The sequence below is a fragment of the Streptomyces triculaminicus genome (assembly GCF_017349075.1).
Lineage (GTDB): Bacteria > Actinomycetota > Actinomycetes > Streptomycetales > Streptomycetaceae > Streptomyces > Streptomyces triculaminicus.
This window is the reverse complement of record NZ_JAFMOF010000002.1, coordinates 1448931-1468970: the sequence shown is the minus strand read 5'-3', so window position 1 is coordinate 1468970 and position 20040 is coordinate 1448931. Positions and strand designations below refer to the sequence as shown.

The following is a 20040-nucleotide window of genomic DNA, read 5'->3' as shown; positions in this document are numbered from 1 at the left end:
TCAAAGAGACAGGCCCGCGCTCGGCGTTCTCGGGTCAGATCAGTGAGAGTCGGCCGCCAGCTCCTGCCAGAGGAACGTGTACATCAGGGCCTCGTTGAACGCGGCCTGTTCATGGTCGGAGGCACCGCTGTGGCCGCCTCCGGGGCTCTCGTGGAAGAGCACCCGGTGGCCCATGTCCCGCAGGCGCGCGGCCGTTTTGCGTGCGTGGGCGGGGTGGACCCGGTCGTCCCGGGTGGACGTCAGGAGCAGGACCGGCGGGTAGAGGTGGTCCGCGCGGAGGTTGTGGTACGGCGAGAGGCGTGCCAGGTGCGCCCGGTCCTCGGGGTCGTCGGGGTCTCCGTACTCGGCGATCCAGCTGGCTCCGGCGAGCAGCCGGTGGAAGCGCAGGAGGTCGAGTATCGGCACCTGGGCGACGACTGCTCCGAAGAGGTGGGGGTAGCGGGTGAGCATGGCGCCCATCAGCAGTCCGCCGTTGCTGCCCCCGGTGACGCCCAGCCTCGAGGGGACGGTGATGCCCCGGTCGACGAGGTCGCGGGCGACGGCGGCGAAGTCCTGGAAGGACCGCTCCCGGCCGGCCTTGAGGGCGCTGCGGTGCCAGCGCGGCCCGTACTCTCCGCCGCCCCGGATGTTGGCGACGACGTAGGTGCCACCCTGGGCGAGCCAGGCCCGCCCGGTGACGCCGCTGTAGTAGGGGGTCAGGGAGGTCTGGAAGCCGCCGTATCCGGTGAGCAGTGTGGGGCCTTCGGGCGCGTCCGGGCCGACGACGAAGTAGGGGACGCGGGTGCCGTCCCGTGACGTCGCGAAGTGCTGGCGCACGGTCATTCCGGCGGTGTCGAACCACGCGGGGGCCCGCTTGACCTCTTCCCTGTCCCGCCCGATCTCGCCGCGGTAGAGGGTGGAGGGCCGCAGGTGGCCGGCGACGTCCAGGAAGTACTCGTCGCCCGTGTCGGGATCGGTGTCGGTGATCGTCACGGCGGTCAGGGGCGGGACGTCCGTCAGCGGCTCGTGGGACCAGTCGCCGTCGGGGCCCGGGGTGCACACGCGTACGCGGGTGGCCACGTCCGTGAGGGTTTCGACGATCAGGTGGTTACGCGTCCAGGTGTGCCCGACGAGCGAGGTGTGCGCGTCCGGTGTGAACAGGACGGTCGCGGTCCGGTCGCCGGCCATGAAGGAGTCGAAGGGGAAGGCGAGCAGGGATCCCGCCGGGTACTCGAGCCAGGGCGACTCGGGCGTCACCAGCAGCCATGCGCGGTGGACGTCCTTGCCCGCGTCGTCCGGCACGTCGATCTTCACGGGAACGCCGTGGTCGGTGAGCAGGAACATCTCGTGGTGCCAGAAGTCCGCGTACCGGGCCACGAAGTCGCGTTCGAACCCCTCGGTCGGATCGTGCCAGGCCGCGGCGCACAGATCCCGCTCCGACACCTCGTACACCGGCTCCGCGTCGGCCAGCGGAACCCCGCGCCGCCAGCGCCGGAACGTGCGCGGATACCCCGACGTCGTCATCGACCCCGGGCCGAAGTCCGTACCCACGAAGACGTGATCGCGGTCGATCCAGCCGATCTGCGTCTTCGCCTCGGGCACGTGGAAGCCGTCGTCGACGAAGGCCTTGGTGTCCAGGTCGAACTCGCGCACCACGACGGCGTCCGCGCCGTCGCGCGAGAGCTTGACCAGGGCACGGCGGAAGTCCGGCCGGAGCAGCAGGCACCCGTCCCACACCCACGGCTCCCCCTCGGCCTCGGCCAGGGCGTCGAGGTCGAGCAGGACCTCCCACGCCGGCCGCTCCTCGCGGTACTCCTTCAGCGTCGTACGGCGCCACCGGCCCCGTACGGAGTCGGCGTCCTGCCAGAAGTTGTAGAGGTGGGGGCCCCGGCGGCCGGCGTAGGGAATCCGCGAGGTGTCGTCCATGACCTCCCGCAGCCGCGCCGTCAGGCCCGGGAACCCGGGGACGCCGGTCAGTCGCGCGGCGGTTTCCGCGTTGCGCTCCCGCACCCAGGCGAGCGCGTCTTCGCCCGTGACATCTTCCAGCCACTCATAGGGATCGTCTTCCCGCCCCGCGTAAGGATCGTCATCGGCCACGCCGACATTGTGCAGACCGGCACGACTCTCGCGATAGCTCGCCCCCCATCAAGCCGCGCCGCGGCCGGGTCACCCCGGGCAAGGGAGCATCGGGCGCGCAGCCGGACACGAATCTCGGCGAGCGACGGGCCGGCGCGCGGTGTGGTCAGTAGCGCAGGGCCGTGCCGATCTCGGCGCGGAGGCCGCCCGACACCTTGTGGGTGCCGGTGGCGGTGGCCTTGCCGTCCTGGCCCGGGGCGACGTCGGGGACGGTCACCACGGCCACGTCGAGGAGATTGCCGTCCGTGTCCTTGAACTGGACCAGGACGGCGAAGGACTTGGCCGAGTCGGCGGTGTTGTGCGCGGTCGCCTCGACGGTGGCCCGGCCGTCGCCGCCCGTCGACGGGGTGCCGAGCGTGACCTCGTCCTTGGCGTTGACGCCGTTGTGCACCTCGTCGAGTTTCCGCTGGGCCTCCGCGGTGGCCGATGCCAGTGCCGCCGCGCCCTGCGAGGCGAGGGAGGCGGCGGCGGACGAGGCCGCAGACGCGATCTTGGACCCCTCGCCGGACGGTTTCCCGGCCTCGTCCGAGCAGCCGGACGTGGCCGCGATCAGGACGGCCGTCAGTGCCATGCCCGCCGCGCTCCGCGTCCACCGTGCCGAGCACTCCACCCGCACCGTCACGTCGTCTCCCTCGAGGTCTCCGGTCGTCACCGCTTTCAGTCAAGGGCCCTCGTGCCCCGCCGTGCGTCATCCCGGACGTGACAGGACGGCGGTTCACCCGGGCGGCCCAACCGCGGCCCGGTTCGCCGAGAGCCCTCCGTGCGGACGGGCGAAGGGGAAGAATCGGCGGCGGGAGCATCGGACGGGTGTGGGCCGGATCGCCCACCGGACCGGGGGAGGCGGCATGAGCGTCCCGGGCAGCGAGATCGTCGTGGCGGTGGTGGGCATCGCCGGCACCCTCCTGTCCGCGCTGCTCACTCAGCGCAGCGCGAACCTCATCAGGCTGCGGGAGCTGGAACAGACCAACCGGCAGCGCGCCGAGGAACGGGAACAGGCCTTGCTGCAGGCGCGGTTGGAGGCGCGCCGCGCGTGCTACGCCTCCCTCAACGCCGCCGCCCTCGACTACCTGACCGTGCTGTCCAACTTCAGCTACGCCCTGGAGGCGGGCAACGTCTCGGACGAGATGCGGTCGGAGCTCGATCAGGCTCGCCGCGATCACCGCGCACGTCACGCCGACGCGCAGATGGTCCTTTCGGACACGGTGATGGCGGCGGCGGACAAGGCGAGCAAGGCGGCGGGCCTGATCTACGGGACGCTCAAGCGCATGGACGGCGGCACCCCCGGGCCGGATGACACCATCCAGGCGATACGGGACGGCATCACGGTGTTGTGGGACCACCTGTGGGTCATGCGACGTGACATGCGGCTGGACGTGGGCGTGGGGACGCCGGCCGAGGACTGAAAAGCGGGTGCCGGGCGGTGACGGCCCCCGCTCAGCTCACTGCGTGCACAGCCGCGAACAGGCCCCGGGCGCGGGTGCCGTCCGGCAGGTCCCACGAGCCCGCGACGTGGCCCGTCGCGTCCTCGGGGAGGAGGGCCTCGCCATCCTGGCCGGGGCTCAGAACGCGGTGCAGGCGGAGGGTCGCGCCGTGCCGGGCGGGCAGCTCGGTCCACGTTCGGCCGTCGGTGACGGGGGCGACGGCATCCGCCGGGGTCAGGGCGTCACCGGTGAAGGAGCGGGTGACGTCCCGGTCGGGAGTGTCGCTGGTGTTCTGGTCCTGGGCCTGGACCCGGCCCTCCGTCAGGGCGAACAACTGGGCCACCAGCACCGGGTCCTGGCAGCCGTCGTAGACCCAGCGCCGCCCCAGCACTCCGTGCTGCATCGTCCCGATGAGCGCGTGGTCCGCCCCGTCCAGCGCGGCACCGCGGTAGGTGAGCGGAACCAGATAGGTGGCCGGGCGGGCGGCGGAGGCCTCGGTGACCACCATGAACTCGATCCCGACCTCGCCCCGCGGATCGTCCAGCCGGAAGCCGCCGGCCTTGGCCAGGCGGGGTTCGCCCGCGCCGCGGTACCACGGGCGGGAGGGAAGCCAGGAGGTGAGCAGCTCGAGCTTGGTCGGCTGGAGGGTGGTGCGGTGGATGACGGCCATGTGGTGCGAACTCCTTCGCCAGGTGGAGGGATGGCCCTTCCCACTCTCGCATCCGCACGTGCGGGGCACGCGAGCGGGATCCGGCGACCCGGCGACCCGGCGACCCGCACATGGCTGAAAAACATCCACCTGATTTGGTCACTGAAACATGGCGAAAACACTACCTCTTCAGGCCTCCCGGATGGTCGATGTATCCGGAATCAGGGACACCGAGCTCTCAACAGGCTTGCGTCACAAGGGAGTGACGGTAACCACAGCGCACGTCTCCCCTCATCAAAACTCGTGGTCAGGGGCTGTTTCTCGAGGTACACCCGAACGCCGTACCGGCTCCGGCGCGGGGATCCGTCCGTCCGTCACTTAAACAGCGCGCTAACTTTCAGGTCATCCTCCCGGCCACCGTTGACCCGTTCATGGCCAGCACCTACTGTCCTGATCACGTTCTTGATCTTGCACAGGGGGTGCAGGAGTCGAGGGGGTCCATGCCGCTATGCGCGGCAATGCCCTTGAGTCAGCGAATGATTCCGGACCGGCCCGAAGCGGACCGGCCATGGAATCTCATGGGTAACCGGGGGGATAAATGTCTGCATTAATCACGGACGGCACCGATGGGACGTCGCACGCCGCGCCCGACCACGCATCGCTGCCCGACCTGCTCCGGGAGCAGGCGCGGAACAACCCCGACGGCACCGCGGTCTCGTACGGCCGCGATCGTCTGAGCCATCGCGAGCTGCTCGAAGCGGGCGAGGGCCTGGCCGCCCACCTGCGGCGACTGGGCGTCGCACGGGACGACCGCGTGGGTCTCTTCGTCGAGCCCTCGCTCGATCTCATGGTGGGCGCCTGGGGAATCCTCTGTTCCGGCGGGGCCTACCTTCCGCTGTCGCCGGAGTATCCGGAAGAGCGACTGCGCTACATGATCGAGGATGCCGGAGTCGGCATCATCTTCTCCCAGGAGCACCTGAGAGGAAAACTGGCGGAGCTGGCTCCGTCGGGCACAAGAATCTTCACACTTCGGGATGCGGAAGAGGCGCGAGCACAAGACGCGCAAGCCTCCGCGGAATTCGTTCCGGCCGGCCCCGGAAGGGGGCCTCGCCCCGATGATCTGGCCTATGTCATCTACACCTCGGGAAGCACCGGAAAACCCAAGGGTGTGATGATCGAGCACCGCAGCGTCGTCCATCAGATGCGCTGGCTGCGGACCGCGTACGGACTGGGCCCGGACAAGGTCGTTCTGCAGAAGACCCCGATGAGTTTCGACGCCGCGCAGTGGGAAATCCTCGCCCCGGCCTGCGGCAGCAGCGTGGTGATGGGAAGTCCCGGCGTGTACCGGGATCCCGAAGGGCTGATCGAGACGATCACCGAGCACGGCGTCACCACGCTGCAATGCGTGCCGACCCTGCTCCAGGCGCTGGTGGAGACCGAGGAATTCGACCGCTGCGCGTCCCTGCACCAGATTTTCAGCGGCGGCGAGGCCCTGTCGCGGAACCTCGCGACGCAGGTGCTGAACACCCTGCCGGGCTGTGACCTGGTCAATCTCTACGGGCCGACCGAGTGCACCATCAACGCGTCCGCGTTCACCGTCGACCCCGAACGGATCGGCGAGGGGCCGGGGGCGGTCTCCATCGGCTCGCCCGCCACCGGCACCAGCTACCACATTCTGGACGCGTCGCTGTCCCCGGTCGGCGTCGGGGAGATCGGCGAGCTGTACATCGGCGGCGTCCAGCTGGCGCGGGGCTACCTCGACCGGCCGGAGATGACGGCGGAACGATTCGTCGACGGCTCGTTCGTGGGCGAGGACAGACTCTACCGTACGGGCGACCTGGCCTCCTGGAACGACGACGGCACGGTCCAGTTCGCCGGCCGGGCCGACAGCCAGATCAAACTGCGCGGCTTCCGGGTGGAGCTGGACGAGATCAAGCTGGCGATCGAGGCCCACGACTGGGTCAAGAACGCGGCCGTACTCGTCAAGGACGATCCGCGCACCGGCTTCCAGAACCTCATCGCGTGCGTCGAGCTGAGCCCGAAGGAAGCGGCGCTGATGGACCAGGGCAACCACGGTGCCCACCATCAGTCGAAGGCGAGCAAGCTCCAGGTCCGCGCCCAGCTGTCGGACGCCGGCGCCCGGGGGGACGCGGAGCTGGCCGGCAAGGACGTGGTCGCTCTTCCCGGTGCGGAGGCGACGCCGGAGCAGCGGCGGCGTGTCTTCGCGCGCAAGACCTACCGGTTCTACGAGGGCGGCGACGTCTCCCGGGAGGACATCCTCCGCCTGCTCGGGCGCACGGCGCGCGGCACGTCCTCGCGGGCGCCGGGGGATCTGGACATCGCCGAGCTCGGTGCGATTCTGCGGTACTTCGGGCAGTTCCGGAGCACCGAGCGGCTCCTGCCGAAGTACGGATACGCCTCGCCCGGCTCGCTCTACGCGACGCAGCTGTACCTGGAGCTCAGCGGAATCGCCGGGCTGCGCACCGGGCAGTACTACTACCACCCCGCGCGGCACAGCCTGGTACTGATCCGGGAACTGCCGGACGCGGGCGGCGCGCCCCGGATCCGGGCCCACTTCATGGGCAGGAAAGGCGCGATCGAGCCGGTCTACAAGAACAACATCCAGGAAGTCCTGGCCATCGAGACCGGTCACATGGTGGGTCTCTTCGACGAGATCCTGCCCGGGTACGGGCTGGGCATCGGCGAGCTGGAGCTGCGTCCCGCCGTGCGCGGGGACCTGGAGTGCGCCGACGAGGACTACTACCTGGGCACGGCGGAGATCGTCGCCTTCGACCGGCGTCTGGCGGAGGAGCCGCTCGACGTGTGCGTCCAGGCCCACCCGGGGAAGGTCGCGGACCTGGCAGCCGGTCAGTACCGGTACACCGGCGGCGACCTGGAGCGAATATCGGACGACGTCGTCCGAAAAAAGGACGTCATCGCCATCAACCAGCGCGTCTACGACCGGTCGCAGTTCGGCATCACGGTGCTGAGCCGGCCCGAGCGCGGCTGGCTCGCCTACGCCGACCTCGGCCGGGCCCTCCAGCGGCTGCAGATGAACGACCTGGACCTCGGGTTCATGGCGTCCGGCTACAGCTCCGAGACCGGCCACGACCTGCCGGCGGCCAAGCGCATCGGCGCCGTCCTGCGGGAGCGCGGCGACCGCGTCGGTCCTTCCTACTTCTTCCTCGGCGGCCGGGTGAGCTCCGCGCAGGTCCGCAGCAAGGGGATGAAGGAGGACATCGTCCATATGCAGGGACCGGAAGAAATGATCAAGGAGGACCTGGTCAACTTCCTTCCCGACTACATGGTGCCGAACAAGGTCGTCGTCCTGGACCGGCTGCCGCTCACCGCCAACGGGAAGATCGACGTCAACGCCCTGCGCGCCTCCGACCGCACCGACGTGGACTTCGCCGACCGTCCCTTCGTCCCGCCGAGGTCCCGGACCGAGAAGCGGATCGGGGACATGTGGAAGAAGCTGATGCGGCGGGACGCCGTCTCGATCCGCGACGACTTCTTCGCCTCCGGTGGCAACTCGCTCATCGCGGTCTCCCTCATCAACCGGATCAACAAGTCCTTCTCGAGCGCGCTGCCGCTGCAGGCCCTCTTCGAGTCCCCGACCGTCGAGCAGCTGGCGCGACGCGTCGACGACCTCGGCGCGGGGGGCCGGGACGACGCGGACTCACGACTGGTCCGGCTGCACGACGCCGGCTCGGGACGTCCCGTCTTCTGCTGGCCCGGGCTCGGCGGCTACCCCATGAACCTGCGGCTGCTCGCGGGCCGACTGGATGCCGACCGCCCCTTCTACGGCGTCCAGGCGCACGGCATCAACGAGGGCGAGGTGCCCTACGACACCATCGCGGAGATGGCCGAGGAGGACATCAGGGCCATCAAGCAGGTCCAGCCCACCGGCCCGTACACCCTGTGGGGCTACTCCTTCGGCGCGCGGGTGGCCTTCGAGACGGCGCACCGGCTCGAGCGGGCCGGCGAGACGGTGGAGAACCTCTTCCTCATCGCCCCCGGGTCGCCCAAGGTCAGGGCCGACGACGCGGCGGTGCACGGCGACGAGCCGGACTACCGCAACCCGGCGTTCGTGACGATCCTCTTCTCCGTCTTCACCGGCACGATCAGCGGTCCGCTGCTGGACGCGTGCCTGCGCCAGGCCACCGACGACGAGAGCTTCGCCGCTTTCATCGGCACCGCCTACAGCGGCCTCGACACCGAACTCGTGAAGAGGATCGTCCGTATCGTCCGGCGGACCTACGAGTTCACCTACACCTTCCGCGAACTGCGGGAGCGCCGGATCAAGGCCCCCGTCACCATCTTCAAGGCGCGGGGCGACGACTACTCGTTCATCGAGAACAGCGACGGCTTCTCCGCACAGGCCCCCACGGTGGTCACGCTCGAGGCCGACCACTACAGCCTGCTGCGCGACCCGGACATCGACGAACTGCTGCGGGCGATCCGGCACGGGCTGCGGGACGGTGACGAGGCCCGAGGCGAGAACCGGAACAAGGAGCTGATCTTGCCCCACGTGAACATCAAGCACTTCCCCGTCGCGCTCAGCGAGGAACGCGAGTCCGAGCTGGTCGCCGCGGTGACCAAGGCCGTGCAGTCGGCCTTCGGATGCGACGAGGGAGTCGTGTCCATCGCGCTCGAGCCGGTCGAGCAGAGCGCCTGGGACGACGACGTCTACCGACCCGAGCTGGTGGGGCGCAGGGAACTGCTCCGTAAAACGCCCAACTACTGACAGCTCCTGCTGACGGCTCTTACCGACAGCTCCGAAGAACCACAACAAAGATCGGAACACGCATGACCACGCGCCGCCCTCAGCCCGGCGACATTCCCCTCGTGTACAGCGAAGAGGTCGCGGAGGCGGTCCGCTCCGGTGCACCGGTGGTGGCACTGGAGTCCAACGTCATCACCCACGGCCTCCCCTACCCGGACAACGCCGCCACCGCACGGAAGGTGGAGGCTGCCGTCCGGGCGGGCGGCGCCGTTCCGGCCACGATCGGCGTGGAGGACGGGCGGATCCTCATCGGCATGACCGACGCGGACATCGAGCGCTTCGCCTCGACGCCCGGCATCCCCAAGGTCAGCAGCCGGGACCTGCCCGTCGTCCTGGCGCGGGGCGGCATGGGCGCCACCACCGTGGCCTCCTCCCTCGTGGCGGCGGAGCTCGCGGGCATCCCGTTCTTCGCCTCCGCCGGCATCGGCGGGGTGCACCGCGGCGCCGAGACCACCATGGACGTCTCCTCGGACCTCGTCCAGTTCACGCGCTCCAAGGTGGCCGTGGTCTGCGCGGGTGCGAAGAGCATCCTGGACCTCGGTCTGACCATGGAGTTCCTCGAGACCCACTGCGTGCCCCTGGTCACGTACCGGTTCGACGAGTTCCCCGCCTTCTACTGCCGCACCAGCGGCATCCGCAGCCCCCACCGCCTGGACGACGAGGCCGTGATCGCCCGCGCCGTCGAGGCCCACTGGGCCCTCGGCGGCAACGGCTCCTTCCTGGTGGCCACGCCGATCGGCGAGGAGGACGCGATCGACAGCGCCGAGGTCGACGCCGCGATCGCCGACGCGATCGTCGCCGCCGAGCGCGAGGGGGTGCGGGGCAACGCCATCACCAAGTACCTGATGCGCGCCGTCGACAAGGTCACCGACGGCCGCTCGGCCCAGGCCAACATGTCCGTCCTCATCAGCACGGCGGAACTGGCCGGCCGGCTGGCCGTGGCCCACGCCGCTCTGCGCGCCGAGGGCTCCGAGGGCTCCGCGAACACTGCGGGCGGTGCCCGATGAGCACCCTGGCGGTCTTCGACCTCGACGGCACGCTCGTCGACACACCGCGCGGAATCGTCGAGACGTTCACCGCGGCCTTCGCCACCATGGGCCTCGAGGCCCCCCGCCCCGAGGAGATACGGGCCACCATCGGCCTTCCGCTGGAGCGGGCCTTCGGTTCGCTCATGGGCGTCGCGGACGACGACCCGCGCGTCGCCGAGGGCGTACGGCAGTACCTGTCCGCCTTCCGCGAGATCGTCCTGCCGAAGGCGGCGGACCTCCTCTTCCCCGGCGTGGCGCAGGGCCTCGCCGCCCTGGAGGACGACGGCGTGATCCTGGCCGTGGCCACCAGCAAGTTCTCCGCGAGCGCCGACGCGCTGCTCACCTCGGCGGGTCTCAAGCACCACTTCCGCATGGTGGTGGGCGCCGACCAGGTCGCCCACCCCAAGCCGCACCCCGAGTCGGGGCAGGTGATCCTGCGCGAACTGGGCATGGACGGCGAGCGTGCCGTGATGGTCGGGGACACCACCCACGACCTGCTGATGGCCCGGGCCTGCGGCATGCGGTCGATCGGTGTGACCTACGGCGTGCACGGCGTGGAGGAGCTGCGTTCGGCGGAGCCGACCTGGCTGGTCGACACCTTCGACGACGTCCTCGACCGCATCACCACCGCCTCCGTGCGCGACTAGGGCGGCGACCGTGTTCGGACGTTCCACCGACTGGGTCCTGGGCATCGCGGCCGGTGCCCTGCTCGCCCTCATGATCCACTACAACAGCCTGCTGGCCGAGCACACCACACCCACCTTCGCCTCCTGGACGGCGCACGGCCTGGGCGCGGTGGTGGCGCTCCTCCTCGTCCTGCTGACCGGTGCCCGGCTGTCCCGGCGGCGGCGCGCGGACGGGGAGGAGAAGAGCGCGCCGGTACAGGTGCCCCGCTGGGTCTACCTCGGCGGCATCCCCGGCGCCTGCACCGTCATTCTGGCCGCCGTCACGGTGAACGGAAGCCTCTCGCTGTCGGGCACGATCGCGATGATGCTCGTGGGCCAGATCGTCTTCGGGCTCGTCTCCGACCACTTCGGGCTCTTCGACAGCCCGAAGCGGCGGATCGTGCCCATGGACGGCCTCGTGGCGCTGTGCGTGCTCGCTGGCAGTGCCCTCATCATCTTCGGCGGGTCGTGACCGTGCTCCTCTATGTGTTTCTCGCGTTCCTCAACGGCGCCGTGATCGGCACCAGCCGCGCCCTCAACGGCCGGCTCAGCTCCGCGATCGGCCCCTTCAAGGCGTCCCTGTGGAACCACGTCGTGGGATTCGTCTTCCTCAGCGTGGCCCTGGTCGTGCTCGGCCAGTGGGAATGGGGGGCCTCCGTCCCCTGGGCCGCGTACCTGGGCGGCTTCTTCGGCGCCCTGTTCGTGGCGGTCAACAGCTATGTGTTCCCCCGGCTCGGGGCGATGCAGGCCGCGCTGCTGGTGATCAGCGGCCAGATGATCGCGGCCGTCCTCACCGACTGGCAGGCCGGGGGCGAGTCCCCCACCGGGCTGCGGTGCCTGGGGGTCGCGGTCGTGCTCCTCGGCATCTACCTGTCGCAGACCCGTGGCCGGAAGGAAGACCGGAAGTGAACCCGGAAGTGACCTCGAAAGCGACCTCGAACGTGCACCACTCGCCCCTCGTCGAGCAGTTGCTGGACGACCGGAGCCACCACATCGAGTTCAACGGCCACCTCAGCAACCACGTCAAGCACGCCGTGGTCGCCCTGGCCCGTCTCGGAGCGGCCCCGGAGCGCATCAAGGCCTACTACGACGGCTACGCGACCCTGACCACCTACGGCTACGGCCTGGAGCCCGCCAGGCCGGCCAGGTCGCTGGTCACGGAGGACAACTGGAAGGACTACCTCGGCCGGCGCACCGACTTCACCGCCCTCTGCGAGTTCTTCGACCGCCAGGAACGCGAGCTGGGCATGGACGAAGTGCTGCGGCGCTACGTCCCGACGCTGCTGCCCGGCTGGGTCGGAGCCTTCACCCACGCCACCATCCACCTGGGGTGGGCGCTGGACGCGGGCAACCGGTGGATGACCATCGAGGGACTGGCGTACATGGTGTTCTCGTACGTCTCCTGCCACCCCGAGCGGGTCTCCGCGCCCGCCGACGGCCCGGCGGACGCCTCGCCCCTGGACTCCCTGTTCCGCGTCGCGGGCGCCTGGGACGACGACCGCGACGCGCTGCGCGACTGGGCGCGGGAGATCGGCACCGTCCCCGACGGGGAGCTGCCCGCCGGCATCCACCCCGAACTCGCCCGGTCGGGGCTTCAGTACCGCAACGCCAGGATGCTCGCCGAAGGGCACCCGCTGATCGACGACATCCCGGCATGGATCGCCGGGCAGCCCGTGGCCACCAGCTGGGAGCAGCTGTACTACGCGGTGACCCTGCTGTACCTCTCCCGGCCGGGCGACTTCGTCCTGCTGCATCTGCTCACGTCGCTGCACGCGATGGAGCAGATCGCCGACCGGCTGCCCGAGGACCTGCGGCGGTACGCCGTCACCTGCTTCTGGACCGGCATGCTCGGCGTGGTCTTCGCCCTCGCGGACTTCCCCGGGGAGAGCAAGCTCAAGGCCCTGCACTCCGCGTTCGGCGAGGCGGTCGACGCGGGCGACCGCGACGTCTGGGCCGCCGACTGGCGGCTGACGGTCGCCCGTTCCTTCGAAGAGGAGGAGGAGCACAACTCCAAGCTCGTGTACGTCATGCGGCTGCTGTGGGAGCGGACCTCGGGCAGGTCCGTCTACCGCCACGCGGCCGCGCAGTTCACGGCCACGCCCGCCCTGCCGCCGTCCTTCGAAGAACCGCCCACCGAGTGACTCTTCGCGCAGACCCCTCGAGCCTTGGGAGACCGGCCTCCATGCCGACCATCGCACAGCCGTCCACCGACGAGCCGTCGACCGACCAGCCGTCCACCGACGAGCCGTCGACCGACCAGCCGTCCTTCGACGCGTCGTCCTTCGACATCGACGCCTACCTCGGCAGCAGTGTCCACCTGCTGCCCCAGACCCCGCGGCTGCGGGCCCTGCACACCGTCATGCGGGACCGCGGGGCACGCCGCGACGCGTTCCTCCACGCCTCCGACCTCGTCATCCGCATGCTGATCAAAGCGGGACTCGACCTCCTGCCGTACGAGCGGCACGACGTCACCACCCCCGTCGGGGCGACGTACGAGGGCCTGCGCCCGGCCTCCCCCGTCTGCGGCGTGTCCGTGGTGCGGGCCGGCGAGAGCATGGAGGGCGAGCTGCGCGCCGTCCTCCCGGACGTCCGCATCGGCAAGATCCTCATGCAGCGGGACAAGGAGACCAAGCAGCCCCACCTCTACTACACCTCGCTCCCGGCCGACATCACCGAGGGACACGTCCTCCTGATGGAGCCGATGCTCGCCACCGGCGGCACGGCGGTCGCCACGATCCGCCTCCTCCTCGACAAGGGCGTCGCCGAGGAGAACATCGTCTTCGTCAACCTGATCACCGTTCCCGAGGGCATCGACGCCGTCTGCCGGCGCTTCCCGAAGGTGCGCATCGTGACCTCCTCCATCGAGGAACGGCTCAACGAGAACGCGTACATGATTCCCGGCATCGGCGACTTCGGCGACCGGTACTTCGGCACCGACATCGGCCTGCGGTGATCGAGAAGGTCGCGTGGATCCGGCTGGAGAACGGCCGGGTCCTCGCCGCGCGTTCACGGGGCAAGGACGCCTACTACCTGCCGGGCGGCAAGCCCGAGCCGGGGGAAAGCGCCCACCAGGCCCTGATCCGGGAGATCCGGGAGGAGCTCGGCGTCGACCTCCTCCCCGAGACGATCACCCCGGCGTTCACCGTCCAGGCCCCCGCCCACGGGGCGTCGGCCGGCACGCAGGTCCGTATGACCTGCTACACGGCCGACTACCGCGGCACCCCGGCCCCCCGGGCCGAGATCGCCGAGGTGGCCTGGCTGTCGCCGGCCGACCGGGCCCGCACGAGCCGGGCGACCCAGGCCGTGCTGGACCAGGTCTGGCCCCGCCAGGGGGAATGAGGCCCGCCCGGGCGCCGTGCCCGCCGCCGGGAACCGCGCCGGGGCCGGCCGTGTCCTGTAGGTCATGATCAATACGACCGAACCGACCCCCGACCGCCTCGCCGAAGCCTGGCGGCGCGTCAGCGACACCTCCCCGGCGGACGAAGCGGACCCGCTCGTCCTGGACTGCGCCCGCAGGCTCGCCGCCGATCCGGGCGGCGAGCGGGCGCATGTGTGGGTCGCCGGGCTGGTGGCCATGTCGGGCTACCTCGCCTGGCGTCCCGGGCGGGAGGCCGAGCGCACCGCCCTCGACGCCCTGCGCGCCGCGGTGCAGGAGCTGGGGGACCGGCCGTGCCCGCACGACGACCACCCGTACGAGGCCGATATGCGCGCGCTGGAGGACGAGATCTGGCAGGGCGACACCGGGCTGCTGACCGGCGAGCTCGCGGCGGGCGACGGTGACGTCGACGCCGAGCGGATACTGTGCCCCCGCAACGTCGCGGGGTGGGCCCGGCTCGCGGTGGACGTGATCGCCCCGTTCACCGTCCGCCGCGTCCCCGTGGGAGCGCCGGAGGGCCACCGCAGCGCCATCAGCACGTTCTCGGGCATCGTGAACGACTACCCCTACGGCGATCCGGCCGAGGACCTGATCGACGAGGCCGGCAGCCTGCCCGCCCGCCCCACCCGCGGGGTGCTGGCCGGCTACCTCGTGACCATGAACGCGACCTGCTGGTACGCGGCGTCGGAGCGGATCACGGACCGCTCGGTACCGGACGCGATGATCAAGGGGGTCGAGGCCGCCGTCGCGTTGCTGGGCGACGACGACCCGTGCGCCCACGCTCCCGGCGAGCATCCCTCCACCGACGATCCGGACCACACGAGCCGGGTCGGCTACCTCCTGCGCAGCCCGGGCGGCCGGGCCGAGATCTCCGAGGACTACGGCTGGGACTCGGAGGACGAGGAGGATCACGAGGACGAGCCCCTGGACGCGTGGGTGTGCCCCGCCTTCCTCCACGAGCTGGCGGCGGAGACCCTCGTCGCCCTCGACTGAGGCCCGGCGTCGCAGGCCCGGCGCAGGACGACGAGTCGGGCGGGGCCCCGGCGTCCCCGTGACCGGGCGTCAGCCCGTGGCGGGGTGCGCGCCGGGGTCCGGCGCGTCGTCGCCGGGGCGGGCGGCGTCGGGAGAAGCGGCACCGCGCATGGCGGCGCGGTATTCGCTGGGGGACATTCCCGTGGCGGTACGGAAGGCGCGGGAGAAGCCGTCGGGCTGGGGATAGCCCCAGCGAGCTGCGATGGTGTGGATGGTGAGGTGCGCGAGGGCGGGGTTGGCCAGGTCCCCGCGGCAGCGGTCCAGCCGTTGCTGCCTGATGAAGGCCCGGGGCGTCGTGCCGTTCTCCTGGAAGATGCGGTGCAGATAGCGCAGGGAGATGCGGTGGGCCGAGGCGATGGCCTCGGGGCCCAGGGCGGGATCCCGCAGATGCTCGACGATGAAGGCGCTGATCCGCAGGAACATTACGTTCCGGCCGGCCTCGCCGGGCGCGGCGGACATGTCGGGGAGGGCGGCGTCGCGCTCGAAGTGGTGCGCCAGCACGGCCGACAGCAGGTCGAGCGCGGTGCCGCCCAGGCGGGTGACGTCCTGCGGTGTGCAATGGACGTATTCCTCCGCCATTCCCACCAGGTACTGACCGAAAAGACGGCCGACGCCCTCGGTCCACGGCAAGGAGAGCCCGCACAGGCGGGTGAACCGTTCGTGCGGAAGCCGCAGGAGCTTTTTGGGGAACTGGAAGAGGAGCGTTTTCCCCGGGGTGTCGCCGGCGAACGTGTCGAATGACCGGGAGCTGTCGAAGAAGCCCATGTCGCCGCGCTTGAGCAGGCAACTCTGCCGGTACTGCTCGATGCCTATCTCTCCGGCCGTGACGACGGCGACGTGGTACATCTCCGGGTCGGACTGCCTGATGAGCCTGGGTGTCCGCTGTGCGATCACCGATGCGTAGGAGAGCTCGGACACCTGCCCGACGCCCAGCGGCATCATTTCTATCCGGGCCCCGAAGGTCGCCGTCTCGAGGAACTTGACGCGCTGGGTCACCTGCGCCAGCGCCATGGTCTCGGCCCACGCCTCGGGCCGTTCGTTCACGGGGAACTCGACGGTGTCGATGACTATTGAATGCATCCCTGCTCCCGGATGTCGCCAATGCTGATTCAAGACAGTTAGCAAAGTGCAGGGGCATCAGGGGCCGACAGTGCGTTCCACGCCAAGAAGCATGCGCTGGAAGCCAACGACGCCCCCGGTCCGCTCGGACAGGATCGGTAGCGCACACCACGGGGGACGCGTTGGTGCCGCTTCGGGGGGCGGCACCAACGCGCGGCCGGCAGGACGTGCGTCACGGCCTTGCGCCCCGGCCGGCTCGCGGAAGGGCCCGGCCGGCGCCCGGCCGCCGGGGACGGCCCCGCAAGGCTCTTCAGAGCCAACTCCCGTACGGGCAGCCGGATTTGCGTACCCATCGCAAATAAGCCAACGCAATGTTCCGGCCAATCACGAAATGATCCAACACAATCCGCCTGGTGACAGCCCTATAGTCATGCCCGCAACGTTGTGATCACTTTCGGTCACCGGGCATCACTGGCATGACTTCGGGCCATGTGACGCACTCTCGGCGGACCGCCAGGTTCCATTCAGCACATCCATTCAGTGCACTTTTCGGCCTTCGCCTCCACATCAAGGGGATAAGCATGTCCGACCTGGCCCGTAACACCGACTTCGCCCTCCAGGACCTGGAGCTGGACCTCAGCGAGCTCACCGTCACCTCGATGCGCGACACCGCCGCGCTTCCCGAGGGCGGCGCGTCGTGGGGTTCCTGCTCCTGCCAGGCCTCCTCGTCCTGCGCACACCCGCAGCTCGAGACCGGTATGCCCGACCTGGGCTGACCTCGGTCACACCACGGACGGCGTCCACCGGACGCCGTCCGTCCCTCACTCGTCCGTCAGCAGACCGGCAAGGGAGAACCCCATGTCCGACACCACGGGCGCCCTCGGCTTCGAGCTCGAGGACCTCGACCTCGGTGAGCTCACCGTCACCTCGATGCGCGACACGATCGCGCTCCCCGAGGGCGGCGCCTCCAACGGCGGCAGCTCCTGTTCCTGCGGTTCGTCGTCGTGCGCGACCCCGCAGTTGCCGCACCTCCCGCAGTAGTCCGGGAACGCGTCCTGTGACGCGTACCCGGAGGCACTCGATTCCATGACGCCCGCCGCGGGCCGCGCCCACCGCACCACGGGACGGCCCGCGGCAGGTACAGGCCTTACGAAAGGGACGGCGACCCGAATGCCGTACTCCGCGGGCGCCGAACCCGTCGGCCACCTCGTGCGGTCCGCACCGCACGCGCTCACGCGCGCGACCGTCCTCGCGTACCCGGCGCAGAGCCCGGCCGCGGCGGACTTCCGCGCGTCACTCGCCCGTCTGACCACGCTGGACGGCGAGCTGCTGGAGCTCACCGGCCCGCTCTGCGACGACCTGTACGCCGCCCGGGACGGCCACCCGGACGCCTTCCACCGGGACGTCGTCCTCCCCCTGCGCCGCGCCCTGCACAACGGCCGCGCGCCACGCCCCGCGGTACTCGAGCGCCTCGGCGACCTTCCCCGGCGCGTACCCCGGCTCGCGACCTGGCTCGCCCTGAGGGACCGCCGCGACGCGCTCCTCGCCGAGCTCGACCACGCCGCCGGCCGGGCCCTCGAAGCCGAACGCAGCGCGCTCGCCGCCCTGTGCCGGGAGCCCGCCCTCGCCCGGGCCGTCGCGCTCACCAGCACCGACCTGCTCCGGGCCGTGCACCGCGCCGGCACCGGCGCGGACGACCGCAGAGCGCGCAAGGAAGAACCCAACGTGCTGCGCTACGCCCTGCGGGCCAGCACCAAGACCAGCCCGCTGTCGTGGTTCACGGCGGTCGGCTGGGGCCCGCTACGGCAGCCCTCCACCGCGCACCGGCACGTACCGTCATGGGGTGAAGCCGACCTCCTCGACGGCCCGTTGACGTCGACGGTCAAGGTCAACCGCACCCTGACGGCCGCGCTGACCGCCGCCCTCCTCGACGCTCCGCACCGCCGCGCCGGACTCCCCCACCGCATCACCAGCACCGCACGGATCGCCGACGGCCGGGCGGCGTACTCGCGCGGCCGGGCCGCCTTCGCCGGAGGCCGCTACCTCGTCGTCGACGAGGACGAGGCGGAGCTTGCCGCGAGCGGCCCCCTGCGGCTGGTGACCGAGCGGGCCGAGAGTCCGGTCGGACTCGACGAGCTGACGGACGCTCTCGCCGCCGCCCTGCCCGGCACGGACGACGGCCGCGCGGCGGCCCGGGCCTTCCTCGACCGCCTCGTCCAGGCGGGTCTGCTCGTACCCGTCGATCCGGTCCGGCCGCAGGAGGACGACCCGCTGGGCCGGCTCGCCGATTGGTTGCGCACGCTCGGCGGAGCGCACGGCGAGCGTCACACCGACGACCAGGAGCAGGAGGTCGGCGGTGGACACGACCGGGCACTGGCCGGGCGCCTCGACGAGATCGCCCGCCTGACGGCCGGCTTCGCATCCGCCCCCGCCGACGAGCGCCCCGCCCTCCTCGCCGACCTCTCATGGCGCTGGTCCACCCTGCTCGCCGACGCCGGCCGCGCGGTCCCGGCCGGCGCCGCCCCGCTCAACGTCCTGTCCGAGGACGTCGTCGCACCACGCCCGCTGCGGCTCGACGGCTTCCTGGACGGCGCCGACCACGAGGCGCTCGGCGAGGTCACCGCGCTGGCCGAACTCTTCGACCTCGGCCATCTCATGCGCCGTGTCGTGCGCGACCGCTTCGTCGAGCGGTACGGCAGCGGGGGCCGCTGCCGCCACCCGTGGGAGTTCGGCGACGACATCGCCGAGGCATGGGAGAAGGCCGGCCGGCTCGCGGCCCTGGCCCCCGCGGACCGGGCCGGCTTCCCCACCGGCGCCGCGGAGCAGGCGGCTCTTCGCCGGGAGCTCGCCGACGCCCTCCGAGAAGGCGCCGTCCGGGAAGACGCCGTTCCGGAAGCGGTCGCCCCCCACGAACCGACCGGCGCCGACGACGTCGTCCTGCCCCCGGACCTCGTCAAGGGCCTGGGCGAGCGGCTGCCGCGCTGGGCCCTGGAACGCCCGCTCTCCTACTCCTTCTTCCTCCAGCGCGACCCGGCCGGCGGCATGCTGTGCGTGAACCGCGTCTACAGCGGCTGGGGCCGGTTCACCAGCAGGTTCCTGGACACCCTCGAGCCGCGGGCCGCCGACGAGGTGGCCCGGCAGATCCGCCGCGGCCTGGGCGCGGACGCGCGGGCCGCGCAGATCCGCCCGGTCGGCGGGTTCAACGCCAATCTCCACCCGCTGCTCGTCCCGGACGAGCTCGGACCCGACCGCCACACCGCGTCGATCGGCGAACCCGACGTGGAACTCGTCCACGACGAGGCCACCGACCAGGTGCGGTTGCGGCTGCGGTCCACCGGCGAAGCGCTCGACGTGCTGTACCCGGGCTTCCTCGCGCCCATCATGCTGCCGCGCCGGATCGGCGCCGCCCTCGGCGACCAGCCCCACGGAGTCGTCGACTTCGGCTCGCTGGTGCCCCGGTACACCCTCCCGGCCCCGGGCGGCCGGGTGGTGCGTACGCCCAGGCTCCGCCACCGCCATGTCGTCCTGCGACGCCGCCGCTGGCTGCTGCCGCCCGGCGTCGCCGACGCGCTGCGTACGGAACTGGCCGCCGCCCAGGGAGTACCGGCGGAGGCCACGGCCCGCTGGCGCGCGCTGCTCGACCTGCCCGAACAGCTCTTCCTGCATCCCGTCGCCACCGCCCCGACCGGGCATGCGGCCGAGGACTTCCTGACCCACCTGCGCCGTCCCAAGCCGCAGTTCGTGGACCTCGGCAACGCACTCCACCTGCGCTGTCTGGCCAAGTGGCTGGCCCGCCACCCCGACGGCGTGGTGTTCGAGGAGGCGCTGCCCGCGCCCGGCGGGCTCGCCGCGCCGGCCCGGGCGGTGGAGCTCGTCGTGGAGACCTACCGGGCCGGACGGCCCCGATGA

Annotated in this window: 17 protein-coding genes; 13 read left to right on the top strand and 4 right to left on the bottom strand. The window is 71.1% G+C overall.

Annotated elements, in window-relative coordinates; all coding sequences use genetic code 11:
- Window positions 1-39: 39 nt before the first annotated feature.
- A complete protein-coding gene (locus J1792_RS16785) occupies window positions 40-2076 on the bottom strand; it encodes a prolyl oligopeptidase family serine peptidase (RefSeq protein ID WP_086573057.1) in 2037 nt (678 codons plus the stop codon).
- Between the two features lie 145 nt (window positions 2077-2221).
- Complete coding sequence (locus tag J1792_RS16780; protein ID WP_242705147.1) at window positions 2222-2767, bottom strand: FxLYD domain-containing protein; 546 nt, start codon at window positions 2765-2767, stop codon at window positions 2222-2224.
- Window positions 2768-2960: 193 nt separating this feature from the next.
- Here J1792_RS16780 and J1792_RS16775 point away from each other — a divergent pair, with 193 nt between their 5' ends.
- The gene (locus J1792_RS16775) at window positions 2961-3518 is read left to right on the top strand and encodes a hypothetical protein (RefSeq protein ID WP_086573091.1); all 558 of its coding nucleotides are present in this window, start codon (window positions 2961-2963) and stop codon (window positions 3516-3518) included.
- A 31-nt stretch (window positions 3519-3549) separates the two neighbouring features.
- Here the strand turns inward: J1792_RS16775 and J1792_RS16770 are convergent, their stop codons facing one another.
- Window positions 3550-4206: a maltokinase N-terminal cap-like domain-containing protein gene (locus tag J1792_RS16770; protein ID WP_086573059.1), complete on the bottom strand. Its 657-nt coding sequence runs from the start codon at window positions 4204-4206 to the stop codon at window positions 3550-3552.
- A 577-nt stretch (window positions 4207-4783) separates the two neighbouring features.
- Between J1792_RS16770 and J1792_RS16765 the strand changes: the two genes are divergently transcribed.
- The 9 genes from J1792_RS16765 (at window position 4784) to J1792_RS16725 (ending at window position 15033) form a co-directional block, all read left to right on the top strand.
- Window positions 4784-8932 (top strand): amino acid adenylation domain-containing protein, encoded by a 4149-nt coding sequence (locus J1792_RS16765; protein WP_207247596.1) that lies wholly within the window; start codon window positions 4784-4786, stop codon window positions 8930-8932.
- 62 nt (window positions 8933-8994) lie between these two features.
- Complete coding sequence (locus J1792_RS16760; protein WP_086573062.1) at window positions 8995-9978, top strand: pseudouridine-5'-phosphate glycosidase; 984 nt, start codon at window positions 8995-8997, stop codon at window positions 9976-9978.
- Window positions 9975-10646, top strand: a complete 672-nt coding sequence (locus tag J1792_RS16755) for an HAD family hydrolase (protein WP_086573064.1) — start codon at window positions 9975-9977, stop codon at window positions 10644-10646. The genes J1792_RS16760 and J1792_RS16755 overlap by 4 nt, the downstream gene beginning before the upstream one ends.
- 10 nt (window positions 10647-10656) lie before the next feature.
- Entirely contained in the window at window positions 10657-11136 is a 480-nt protein-coding gene (locus J1792_RS16750) for a DMT family transporter (protein WP_242705146.1), read from the top strand.
- Complete coding sequence (locus tag J1792_RS16745) at window positions 11133-11573, top strand: DMT family transporter (RefSeq protein WP_207247595.1); 441 nt, start codon at window positions 11133-11135, stop codon at window positions 11571-11573. The genes J1792_RS16750 and J1792_RS16745 overlap by 4 nt, the downstream gene beginning before the upstream one ends.
- Window positions 11570-12805 carry a questin oxidase family protein gene (locus tag J1792_RS16740; protein ID WP_242705145.1) on the top strand — a complete coding sequence of 412 codons (1236 nt, stop codon included), beginning with the start codon at window positions 11570-11572 and terminating at the stop codon, window positions 12803-12805. The genes J1792_RS16745 and J1792_RS16740 overlap by 4 nt, the downstream gene beginning before the upstream one ends.
- Window positions 12806-12846: 41 nt before the next feature.
- Complete coding sequence (upp, locus tag J1792_RS16735) at window positions 12847-13617, top strand: uracil phosphoribosyltransferase (protein ID WP_086573067.1); 771 nt, start codon at window positions 12847-12849, stop codon at window positions 13615-13617.
- Window positions 13614-14003: an NUDIX hydrolase gene (locus J1792_RS16730; RefSeq protein WP_086573068.1), complete on the top strand. Its 390-nt coding sequence runs from the start codon at window positions 13614-13616 to the stop codon at window positions 14001-14003. The genes upp and J1792_RS16730 overlap by 4 nt, the downstream gene beginning before the upstream one ends.
- A gap of 64 nt (window positions 14004-14067) precedes the next feature.
- Window positions 14068-15033 (top strand): hypothetical protein, encoded by a 966-nt coding sequence (locus J1792_RS16725; protein WP_207247594.1) that lies wholly within the window; start codon window positions 14068-14070, stop codon window positions 15031-15033.
- A gap of 69 nt (window positions 15034-15102) precedes the next feature.
- Here the strand turns inward: J1792_RS16725 and J1792_RS16720 are convergent, their stop codons facing one another.
- On the bottom strand, window positions 15103-16152 hold the full coding sequence (locus tag J1792_RS16720; protein ID WP_086573072.1) for a helix-turn-helix domain-containing protein: 1050 nt from the start codon (window positions 16150-16152) through the stop codon (window positions 15103-15105).
- A gap of 560 nt (window positions 16153-16712) precedes the next feature.
- Here J1792_RS16720 and J1792_RS16715 point away from each other — a divergent pair.
- The 3 genes from J1792_RS16715 (at window position 16713) to J1792_RS16705 (ending at window position 20040) form a co-directional block, all read left to right on the top strand.
- Window positions 16713-16907, top strand: coding sequence for a thiazolylpeptide-type bacteriocin (locus tag J1792_RS16715; RefSeq protein WP_086573073.1), 195 nt, complete (start codon window positions 16713-16715; stop codon window positions 16905-16907).
- Window positions 16908-16989: 82 nt separating this feature from the next.
- Window positions 16990-17172 (top strand): thiazolylpeptide-type bacteriocin, encoded by a 183-nt coding sequence (locus J1792_RS16710; protein ID WP_086573075.1) that lies wholly within the window; start codon window positions 16990-16992, stop codon window positions 17170-17172.
- A gap of 129 nt (window positions 17173-17301) precedes the next feature.
- Window positions 17302-20040 (top strand): lantibiotic dehydratase, encoded by a 2739-nt coding sequence (locus J1792_RS16705; protein WP_207247593.1) that lies wholly within the window; start codon window positions 17302-17304, stop codon window positions 20038-20040.